Below are 10,490 nucleotides of genomic sequence, written 5' to 3' on the forward strand. Positions count from 1 at the left end.
AGCGAAAATCGGCCCCAGCGAGGACAGTTTTTGCCGAATTTGCAGCCCCATAGCCGAGCTATGGGGCAAAAAGGCGGTTAAAAATGGACCGCTGCGGTCGATTTGCAGCCGACGATTTCCAAGTCCGACAGGCTCCTAGGCTGCGCCCGCGCCGTGTTCAGGTACCGGTGCGCGCCAGGTAACGTTTGCGCCAAAACAGCGCCACCAGTGCGATGGCAATGCCGCCCATGGCCCCCACGGCCCACCAAAAGCCGTCCTGCTTGTGGATGAGCGGCAGGAACTCGAAGTTCATGCCGAAGATGCCCGCGATCAGGTTCAGCGGCAGGAAAATGGCGGTCAGGGCAGTCAGCGTGCGCATGATGTCGTTGGTGCGGTTGCTCTGCACCGAAAAATGCATTTGCACCGCGGTCTCGATGCTTTGCTCGAGTCGGCGCACATGGTGCACCACGCGTTCGATGTGTTCGAGCACGTCGCGGCTGCGTACCTTCAGGAGGTCCAGCTCGCGCAGGCCGGCGGCGGTATCGGGCGGGTCCCAGGTCTCCAGGGCGTCCGTCCAGTCCTGCACGGCGCTGCGCTGGTCTTCGCAGGTTTCGTCCAGCCCGTGCAGCGACAGACGGGCCTCCAGCAGCGAGGACCAGTTCACAAACCGGGCGCGGGGCTTGAGCAGCTCGGTTTGCCAGTGGTCGAGCTGGCGCGTGAGCTCGCGGCGCAGCTCCAGATAGCCGTCCACCATCAGGTTGACCACGCGCAGCATCAGGTCGGCCGGGCTGGTGGGCAGGCGGCTGCCCGCCACGGGGCTGGGCCGGCCTTCGCGCACATCCCCGTGGGCGGTGCCGGGCCCGGCGGCCAGCAGGCGGGCGGCGTAGGTGTCACGCACCTGGCAATCGGGCGGGTGTACGGTGAGCAGCACGCGGTCAAACACGGCAAAGCCCACCGGGCTGGTGTCAATGCGGCGCAGCACGGGTGGGCCACCGCGCCGCGCCGGGGCGGGCGCGGGGCTGGCCGAGGGCGTGCCCACCGCAGCGGCCGCGCCCGGCGCGCCTGCAACGCTGGATGTGCCGGTTGTGCCGGATGCGCCCTCGCCGTTGCCGGTGCCCAGTCGGCGAAACACCAGCAAGTCGTACTGCGAGGTGTAGTCGTAGCGTGACGGCAACTGCGGGTTGAGCAGGTCGGCGACATGCAGGTCCACCAGTTGCAGGCCGGTGAGCAGTTGCAGGTGCTGCTGGATTTCGGCCAGCCGAAGCTGAAACACCGGCCGCGCGCAGGCCACCCACACAAAGCCCTGTTCGGGCAGGTGGTGGGGCAGGGCGGCCAGCTCGTGCACGCCGCTGCCGTGGATGTGGAAGATGCGCATGGGCGCGCCGCCTGTGGGAAAAATGGAGTGAAAAGTGCCTGTTGCGCCCGTAAATAGGGCGTTAATAGCTCTTATTTTTGTAGCAAACGCGCTACATCGCGCGCAAAGTAGGTCAGCACGCCATCGGCCCCTGCGCGCTTGAAGGCCAGCATGCTCTCCATCATGACCGCGTCGTGGTCCAGCCAGCCGTTGGCGCTGGCCGCCTTGATCATCGCGTACTCGCCGCTGACCTGGTAGGCGAACGTGGGCACGCGGAACTCGTCTTTCACGCGGCGCACGATATCGAGGTACGGCATGCCGGGCTTGACCATCACCATGTCGGCTCCTTCGGCGATATCGAGCGCCACCTCGCGCAGGGCCTCGTCGCTGTTGGCCGGGTCCATCTGGTACACATTTTTGTCGGCCTTGCCCAAAGCGCCGCGCGTGCCCACCGCATCGCGGAAGGGGCCGTAGAATGCGCTGGCGTATTTGGCGCTGTAGGCCATGATGCGGGTGTGGATATGGCCCTGCACTTCCAGCGCCTCGCGGATGGCGCCTATGCGGCCGTCCATCATGTCGCTGGGCGCGACGATGTCCACGCCAGCCTCGGCATGGGTGAGCGCCTGGCCGGTGAGGATCTCCACCGTGTCGTCGTTGATGATGTAGCCGGTTTCGTCCAGCACGCCATCCTGGCCGTGGCTGGTGTAGGGGTCCAGCGCCACATCGGTCATCACGCCCAGGGCAGGGAACTCCTTTTTCAGCGCCCGCACCACGCGCGGAATCAGCCCCTCGGGGTTGAGCGCCTCTTTGCCGTCGGGCGTCTTGAGGGCCGGGTCGATGGCCGGAAACAGCGCCAGCACCGGGATGCCCAGGCGCGCGCAGTCCTCGGCCACGGGCAGCAGCAGATCGAGGCTGAGGCGTTCCACGCCCGGCATCGACGGCACGGCGGTGCGCGCGTTGTGGCCCTCGTGCACAAACACGGGGTAGATCAGGTCGTGGGCCGTCACGCGGTTTTCGCGAACCAGGTTGCGGGTGAAGGCGTCGCGGCGCAGGCGGCGGGGCCGTTGCTGCGGAAAGGGGGTGGGGCTACTGTGGCGCATCCTGAAATTTTGCCTGATTGACCGGTGGGCGGGGCGCGTTGGCGGGTGCCGCGGCCCAGGCCCCCGCGACGGGTGTTTTCGCGCATGGCGCTGCACAGGCGGTGCCCGGCCCTTAAACTGCCCCCATGCTCTGGGTCAAAGCCTTTCACATCGTCTTCGTGGCCAGCTGGTTCGCGGGGCTGTTTTATCTGCCGCGCATCTTTGTCAACCTGGCCATGGTTGCGCCCGGGTCGGCCGCCGAGCGTGACCGGCTCTTGCTGATGGCGCGCAAGCTGCTGCGCTTTACCACCTTGCTGTCGGTGCCCGCGCTGGTGCTGGGCATCTGGCTGTGGATGGGCTATGGCATTGGCCGTGGCGCGGGCAATGGCTGGATGCACGCCAAGCTGGCCGTGGTGCTGCTGGCGCTCGGCTACCACCACGCCTGCAGCGTGCTGCTGCGCCAGCTGGCCGACGGCACCTGCCGCCGCAGCCACATCTGGTTCCGCTGGTTCAACGAACTCCCCGTGGTGCTGCTGGTCATCGCCGTGGTGCTGGTGGTCGTCAAGCCGTTTTGATCACCAAGGCCGGGCGCATGCCGATGCACCAAACGTCTGCCTGGCCCCTGGCGCTGGTGTATGCGGTGCTCATCGTCTTTGCCAGCCTGTTCCCGTTTGATGGCTGGCGTGCGCAGGGGATTGATCCCCTGGTGTTCCTGCTGGCGCCCATGCCGCCCCCCTACTGGAGCGGCTTTGATGCCACCATCAACATCGCAGGCTATGTGCCGCTGGGGTTCCTGCTGTCGTTGGCCATGATGCGATCGGGCTGGGCGCGCGGCGCGCTGTGGCTGGCCGTGCTGGCCGGTGCGCTGCTGTCGCTGGCGATGGAGTTCCTGCAGATCTACCTTCCCCGGCGGGTGCCGTCCAACATGGATCTGACCTTGAATGCGGCAGGCACCCTGGCCGGGGCTTTGGCGGCGCTGCTGCTCGAGCGCCTGGGCGCCCTGGATCGCTGGAGTGATTTTCGCGCGCGCTGGTTCGTGGCCGACGCCAGCGGAGCCATCGTGCTGCTGGCCTTGTGGCCGCTGGCGCTGCTGTTTCCGGCGGCAGTGCCGTTTGGTCTGGGCCAGGTGCTCGAGCGCGCCCAAAACGCATTGATCTTGCTGCTGGAGGACACCCCTTTTCTGGACTGGTTGCCGATGCGTGAGGCGGCGTTCGAGCCCCTGTCGCACGGCGGTGAACTGCTGGTGGTGTTGCTGGGGCTGCTGATTCCGGTGCTGCTGGGCTACTGCGTGATCCGGCAGGCGGGCCGCCGCGCCGTGTTTGCATTGGCGGTGGTGTGTGCCGGTGTGGCGCTCACGGCGCTGTCGGCGGCCCTGAGCTGGGGGCCGCTGCACGCATGGGGGTGGCTGGGCATGCCCGCGCGGGTGGGCCTGTGGGCTGCGGTGGTGGTGGCGGTGCTCATGCTGGCCGTGCCGCACCGGGCGTGCGCGGCCGTGCTGCTGGTGGCGCTGGTGTGGCACCTGTCGCTGCTCAACCAGGCGCCCACCAGCGCGTACTTCGCGCAAACGCTGCAAATTTGGGAGCAGGGTCGCTTCATCCGTTTTTACGGCCTGGGCCAGTGGCTGGGCTGGCTCTGGCCGTATGCCGCCCTGGTGTACATGCTGATCCGGGTGTCGCGCCGCGATCGTTCCGTCTGAGGCCGATCCTTCTCGCCCTGCTCGCCGCCGGGCGGCTTCGTAGAATGGCGGTATGAGCGACCAACCCATTGCGCCGGGCTACTACCAGCGCCACATCTTTTTTTGCCTGAATGAACGCAGCAATGGCGACGACTGCTGCGCCCACCACAACGCGCAGGCCGGTTTTGACCGCTGCAAGGCGCAGGTCAAGGCAGCCGGTCTGGCGGGGGCCGGCAAGGTCCGCGTGAACAAGGCGGGTTGCCTGGACCGCTGCGCCGCCGGCCCGGTGGCCGTGGTGTATCCCGAGGGCACCTGGTACACCTATGTGGATGCGGCAGACATCGACGAGATTGTGGAGTCGCACCTGAAAAACGGCCAGATCGTCGAGCGTCTGTTGACGCCTGCCGAACTTGGCCGCTGAGCACGCGGCCCGGACACAGCCGGTGGCAGGCCGTGGCCTGCGCCGCGCCGGGCACAGTCCCCTGGCCCACGCTGTGTCTCTGCCATCTTTGATCTCTTTTTAAGCTTTCAGGGCATCGGTGGATGACTTTGAAGGCGCTTTGAAACACAGCAACGCCGTGAACGCCCAGACCGAACGCCTGACCCTGCACGGCCCCGCAGGGGCCATCGAAGCCGTGCGCGACGCCGCATCCCCCGCAGGCGGCGTCGCGCCGCGCGGCATTGCCGTCATTGCCCATCCCCACCCGCTGTTTGGCGGCACGATGGACAACAAGGTGGTGCAGACGCTGGCGCGTGCCTTCGTGCAGTGCGGCTGGACAGCGGTGCGGTTTAATTTTCGCGGCGTGGGTGCCACGGCGGGCGTCCATGACGAGGGTCGGGGCGAGCGCGATGATCTTCTGGCGGTGGTCGAGCAGGTGGCACCCGCCGCGCAGGGCCAGCGCCTCGCGCTGGCGGGCTTTTCCTTTGGTGCATTCGTCACCAGCCACGCCCTGGTCGAGCTCTGGCCCCAGGGCCGCGTGGATCAGGTCGTGCTGGTGGGCACCGCGGCCAGCCGCTTCACGGTGGCGCCCATCCCGCCCGCCGCGCATGTGCGCACGCTGGTGCTGCACGGCGAGGCCGACGACACCGTGCCGCTGGCCTCGGTGATGGATTGGGCGCGGCCCCAGAGTCTGCCCGTCACAGTCATACCAGCGGTAGGGCATTTCTTTCACGGACAATTGCCGCTTTTGAAAACGCTGGTGGTTCGGCACCTGCAGGCGGGCGGCTGACCCCGGTGTGCGGCGCGGCCCCTTCGCCGTCCGGGACGCGCGGGCCGCCTTTGCCATGCAGCCAGCCACTGCCGTTTTCTGCCATTTTTTCTTTCGAGCCCTCTCAGTGCTGATCTCCCCCATGAAACGAATCCTGTCCGCGTTGCGATCCCTTGCCGTTCTTGCTGCGGTGGCTCCGGCCGCCTTCGGCGTGCATGCCCAGGCCCCGCAGCCCCCGGAAATTGCCGCCCGCACCTACCTGCTGGTGGATGTGACCGCCAACCAGATTCTGGCCGCCAAGGACATCGACGCGCCGGTCGAGCAGGCATCACTCACCAAGCTCATGACCGCTTACCTGGTGTTTGATGCCCTGCGCGCCAAGAAAGTCACGCTGGATCAAAAGCTGCCCGTGAGCGTGCGCGCCTGGAAGATGCCGGGCTCGCGCATGTTCATCGATCCCAAGATGCAGGTGCCGGTGCAAGACCTCATCAAGGGCATGATCGTGCAGTCGGGCAACGATGCCACCATGGCGCTGGCCGAAGGCGTGGGCGGTACGGCCGAGAATTTCGTCAAGCTCATGAACGACCAGGCCCAGGCATTCGGCATGAAGGGCACTGCCTACAAAAACCCCGAAGGCCTGACCGAGCCCGGCCATACCACCACCGCCCGCGACCTGAGCGTGCTGGCCATGCGGCTGATGAAGGATTTTCCGGAGTACATGCACTACTACGCCACCAAGCAGTACAGCTACCCCGGCACGCCCGTTTCCAACGGCAGCAATCGCAATGCGCTGCTGTTTCGTGATCCCACGGTCGATGGCCTCAAGACCGGGCACACGGCCGCCGCCGGCTACTGCCTGGTGGCAACGTCCAAGCGCGAGTTTCCGGGCGTGGGTCAGCGCCGCCTGCTGTCCATCGTTTTGGGCGCTGCCAGCGAAAACGCGCGCGCCAGCGAAAGCCAAAAGCTCCTGAACTGGGGCTACGCCGCGTTCGAAGCCGTCAAGCTGTTTGATGCCGGTCAAGCCGTGTCGTCCCCCGCAGTGTGGAAGGGCACCGAAAGCACACTCAAGATCGGCCGCCCCGAAGCCATCATCGTCACCGTTCCCGCAGGCAGCGTCGGCAAGATCAAGACCGAGATCGTGCGCCCGGACCCCCTGGTGGCGCCCTTCGCGAAGGGCCAGCCGGTGGGCACGCTCAAGGTCGTGATGGGCGAGCAGGCGCTGGCCGAGGTGCCGCTTGAGGCGCTGCATGCCGTCGATCAGGCCGGCATCCTGGGCCGCGCCTGGGACGCCATCCGCTTGTGGATCAAGTGACCACGGCTTGATGCAGAGCTGCGTCGCGGGCCGGGGGGGGGCGGCGCCTTCGTGGCCACCGGTGCCGGGCTCGCCGCTTGGCTTGCGGCGCGACGCCTTCTTGCCTGGCGCGCCCCAACCTGATACATTAGAAGGCTTTTCGGAATTTCCGAAGGGATTCACGTTTGCGCTTTTCACGAGGCGCGCTGCTTCTGAGTGAAGCAAATTCACGTTTAGGGACGTAATTCATGCCAACCATCAATCAACTGGTCCGTCAGGGGCGCGAGGTCGAAAAGACCAAGTCCAAGAGCCCTGCGATGGAAAACTCTCCACAGCGCCGTGGCGTGTGCACCCGTGTGTACACCACGACGCCCAAGAAGCCTAACTCCGCTTTGCGTAAGGTTGCCAAGGTGCGCCTGACCAACGGTTTTGAGGTGATCTCCTACATCGGCGGTGAAGGCCACAACCTGCAGGAACACAGCGTGGTGCTGGTTCGCGGCGGTCGTGTGAAGGACTTGCCCGGTGTGCGCTACCACATCGTCCGTGGTTCGCTGGACCTGCAAGGCGTGAAAGACCGCAAGCAGGCCCGCTCCAAGTACGGCGCCAAGAAGCCCAAGGCCAAGTAAGCCCTGGTTTTTCGGTCCAAAGAATGTTCGGTGCTGTTTCCCGCGTGGCGCGGTGATGCAGCGTAGTGACCCCAAGCGCAAATGTCTTGCGTGGGTCGAGTAAGTGGGAGTCCTCAATGGCTCTCGCGGTGTCTGAAAAGATGCCAACTGAAGCAAAGATAGAGGTAAAAAATGCCACGTCGTCGCGAAGTCCCCAAACGTGAAATCCTGCCAGATCCCAAGTTCGGCAATGTAGAGCTGTCCAAATTCATGAACGTGATCATGGAAGGCGGCAAAAAAGCAGTTGCAGAGCGCATCATTTACGGTGCTCTGGAACTGATAGAGAAAAAGCACCCCGACAAGGATCCTCTGGAAGCCTTCACCGTTGCCATCAACAACGTCAAGCCCATGGTGGAAGTGAAGTCCCGCCGCGTGGGCGGTGCCAACTACCAGGTGCCCGTGGAAGTGCGCCCCGTGCGTCGCCTCGCCCTGTCGATGCGCTGGATCAAGGAAGCAGCCCGCAAGCGCGGCGAAAAGTCGATGGCCCAGCGCCTGGCCAACGAGCTGCTCGAGGCCACCGAAGGCCGCGGCGGTGCCATGAAAAAGCGTGACGAAGTGCACCGCATGGCCGAAGCCAACAAGGCATTCAGCCACTTCCGCTTCTAAGCAACGCAAACCGACGACCCGCAATCGTCGCCAAGCGCAAGGCTGCCGGCATTGTTGCCTGCAGCCTTGTGGCGATTGAGGCGGTCTCAAAATTGACGAATCGCTGCGCTACCGTGCAGCACCGTCTCCCAAAACAAAACGACCCATCCAAGGATCCACCATGGCTCGCAATACCCCCATCGAGCGCTACCGCAATATCGGTATCTCGGCCCACATCGACGCTGGCAAGACCACGACCACCGAGCGCATTCTGTTTTACACGGGCGTGAGCCACAAGATCGGTGAAGTGCACGATGGCGCTGCCACCATGGACTGGATGGAGCAGGAGCAAGAGCGCGGCATCACGATCACGTCGGCTGCCACCACCTGCTTCTGGAAGGGCATGGACAACACGTATCCAGAGCACCGCTTCAACATCATCGACACCCCCGGCCACGTGGACTTCACCATTGAAGTCGAGCGTTCGATGCGTGTGCTTGACGGCGCGTGCATGGTGTACTGCGCCGTGGGCGGCGTGCAGCCCCAGTCGGAAACCGTCTGGCGCCAGGCCAACAAGTACAAGGTACCCCGTCTGGCCTTTGTCAACAAGATGGACCGCACCGGTGCCAACTTCTTCAAGGTCTACGATCAGATGAAGCTGCGCCTGAAGGCCAACCCCGTGCCCGTCGTGATCCCGATCGGCGCTGAAGAGAAGTTCATTGGCGTGGTCGACCTCCTCAAGATGAAGGCCATCATCTGGGACGAAGCCTCGCAGGGCATGAAGTTCAACTACGAAGACATCCCGGCGGATCTGGTCGCGCCAGCCAAAGAATGGCGCGAGAAGATGGTCGAAGCGGCTGCCGAAGCCTCTGAAGAGCTGATGAACAAGTACCTGGAAGAGGGCGACCTCTCCGAGGCTGAAATCAAGCTCGGCCTGCGCACGCGCACCATCGCGACCGAAATCCATCCGATGCTGTGCGGCACCGCGTTCAAGAACAAGGGCGTGCAGCGCATGCTTGACGCCGTGATCGACTACCTGCCCGCGCCGACGGACATTCCGGACGTGGCCGGCACCGACGACGACGAAAAGCCCGTCACCCGCAAGGCCGACGACGCTGAGAAGTTCTCTGCGCTCGCCTTCAAGCTGATGACCGACCCGTTCGTGGGCCAGCTGACCTTTGTGCGCGTGTACTCCGGCGTTCTGACCAAGGGCGACACGGTCTACAACCCCATCAAGGGCAAGAAAGAGCGTATCGGCCGTATCGTGCAGATGCACGCCAACGAGCGTCAGGAAGTCGAAGAAATCCGCGCTGGCGACATCGCTGCCTGCGTGGGCCTGAAGGAGGTGACCACGGGCGAAACCCTGTGCGACGTGAATTCGCAGATCATTTTGGAGCGCATGGTGTTCCCCGAGCCCGTGATCTCGCAGGCCGTGGAACCTAAGACCAAGGCCGACCAGGAAAAAATGGGCATTGCGCTGCAGCGTCTGGCTGCCGAAGACCCATCCTTCCGCGTCAAGACCGACGAAGAATCCGGCCAGACCATCATCTCCGGCATGGGCGAGTTGCACCTGGAAATCATCGTCGATCGCATGAAGCGCGAGTTCGGTGTGGAGTCCAACGTGGGCAAGCCGCAAGTGGCCTACCGCGAAACCATCCGCAAGACGGTCGAAGAAGCCGAAGGCAAGTTCGTGCGCCAGTCCGGTGGTAAGGGCCAGTACGGTCACGTCGTGCTCAAGATCGAACCCAACGAAGCCGGCAAGGGCATCGAGTTCGTCGATGCGATCAAGGGCGGTGTGGTGCCTCGCGAATTCATCCCGGCCGTGGAAAAGGGCATCAACGAAGCCGTCACGCAGGGCGTGCTGGCCGGTTACCCCGTGGTGGACGTCAAGGTCACGCTGCACTTCGGTTCGTACCACGACGTGGACTCCAACGAACTGGCGTTCAAGATGGCTGCCATCTTCGGCTTCAAGGAAGGCTGCCGGAAGGCTGGCCCCGTCATCCTGGAACCCATGATGGCCGTGGAAGTGGAAACGCCTGAAGACTACGCCGGCAACGTGATGGGCGACCTGTCCAGCCGTCGCGGCATGGTGCAGGGCATGGACGACATCCCGGGCGGCGGCAAGGCCATCCGTGCTGAAGTCCCGCTGTCGGAAATGTTCGGCTACTCCACCACGCTGCGCTCGGCCACACAAGGCCGCGCCACGTACTCGATGGAATTCAAGCACTACAGCGAAGCGCCTCGCAACGTGTCGGAAGCCATCATGGCCGCACGCGCCAAGTAAGGCGCACGCTTAGATGTTCTGATAATCGACTTTTAAAGTCAAAAATGGCTGCCACGCACGCTGGTCGTGTGTTAGCAGCTATGAATAGTATAGCAATTTCGCAATCTGCGACCCGGTGCCGTCCTGTTGCCCTGTGCGGGACGAATCAGCAATCGGGTGCAGACGTTAAACCCTGACACAGGCAATGCTCTTTGGAGTTATCAAAATGGCAAAAGGTAAGTTTGAACGCACCAAGCCCCACGTCAACGTGGGCACGATCGGCCACGTGGACCACGGCAAGACGACGCTGACTGCGGCGATTGCCACCGTGCTGTCCACCAAGTTCGGCGGCGAAGCCAAGGCATACGACCAGATCGACGCAGCGCCTGAA

At 64.2% G+C, this 10,490-nt stretch carries 11 protein-coding genes; 9 read left to right on the forward strand and 2 right to left on the reverse strand.

Annotated elements, in window-relative coordinates; all coding sequences use genetic code 11:
- Positions 1-157: 157 nt before the first annotated feature.
- Both ACK543_RS04745 and hemB read right to left on the reverse strand, forming a co-directional pair.
- Positions 158-1,354: a magnesium transporter CorA family protein gene (locus tag ACK543_RS04745; protein WP_409941703.1), complete on the reverse strand. Its 1,197-nt coding sequence runs from the start codon at positions 1,352-1,354 to the stop codon at positions 158-160.
- Positions 1,355-1,425: 71 nt separating this feature from the next.
- Positions 1,426-2,433: a porphobilinogen synthase gene (hemB, locus tag ACK543_RS04750; protein ID WP_409941704.1), complete on the reverse strand. Its 1,008-nt coding sequence runs from the start codon at positions 2,431-2,433 to the stop codon at positions 1,426-1,428.
- Between the two features lie 125 nt (positions 2,434-2,558).
- Here hemB and ACK543_RS04755 point away from each other — a divergent pair, with 125 nt between their 5' ends.
- The 9 genes from ACK543_RS04755 to ACK543_RS04795 all read left to right on the forward strand — a co-directional run.
- On the forward strand, positions 2,559-2,987 hold the full coding sequence (locus ACK543_RS04755) for a CopD family protein (protein ID WP_409941705.1): 429 nt from the start codon (positions 2,559-2,561) through the stop codon (positions 2,985-2,987).
- 23 nt (positions 2,988-3,010) lie between these two features.
- A complete protein-coding gene (locus ACK543_RS04760; protein ID WP_409941710.1) occupies positions 3,011-4,108 on the forward strand; it encodes a VanZ family protein in 1,098 nt (365 codons plus the stop codon).
- 52 nt (positions 4,109-4,160) lie between these two features.
- Positions 4,161-4,508 carry a (2Fe-2S) ferredoxin domain-containing protein gene (locus ACK543_RS04765; RefSeq protein WP_409941706.1) on the forward strand — a complete coding sequence of 116 codons (348 nt, stop codon included), beginning with the start codon at positions 4,161-4,163 and terminating at the stop codon, positions 4,506-4,508.
- Between the two features lie 157 nt (positions 4,509-4,665).
- Entirely contained in the window at positions 4,666-5,316 is a 651-nt protein-coding gene (locus tag ACK543_RS04770) for an alpha/beta hydrolase (protein ID WP_409941707.1), read from the forward strand.
- Positions 5,317-5,437: 121 nt separating this feature from the next.
- Entirely contained in the window at positions 5,438-6,607 is a 1,170-nt protein-coding gene (locus tag ACK543_RS04775; RefSeq protein ID WP_409941708.1) for a D-alanyl-D-alanine carboxypeptidase family protein, read from the forward strand.
- 227 nt (positions 6,608-6,834) lie between these two features.
- Entirely contained in the window at positions 6,835-7,212 is a 378-nt protein-coding gene (gene rpsL / locus ACK543_RS04780; RefSeq protein WP_015012185.1) for a 30S ribosomal protein S12, read from the forward strand.
- A 171-nt stretch (positions 7,213-7,383) separates the two neighbouring features.
- Positions 7,384-7,857 carry a 30S ribosomal protein S7 gene (gene rpsG / locus ACK543_RS04785; RefSeq protein ID WP_005798541.1) on the forward strand — a complete coding sequence of 158 codons (474 nt, stop codon included), beginning with the start codon at positions 7,384-7,386 and terminating at the stop codon, positions 7,855-7,857.
- A gap of 160 nt (positions 7,858-8,017) precedes the next feature.
- The gene (gene fusA / locus ACK543_RS04790) at positions 8,018-10,120 is read left to right on the forward strand and encodes an elongation factor G (protein ID WP_409941709.1); all 2,103 of its coding nucleotides are present in this window, start codon (positions 8,018-8,020) and stop codon (positions 10,118-10,120) included.
- Positions 10,121-10,325: 205 nt separating this feature from the next.
- A partial coding sequence (locus ACK543_RS04795; protein WP_409941337.1) for a GTP-binding protein occupies positions 10,326-10,490 on the forward strand: 165 nt, incomplete at its 3' end.

This window comes from Acidovorax sp. (assembly GCF_046341535.1).
Taxonomy (GTDB): Bacteria; Pseudomonadota; Gammaproteobacteria; order Burkholderiales; family Burkholderiaceae_C; genus Acidovorax.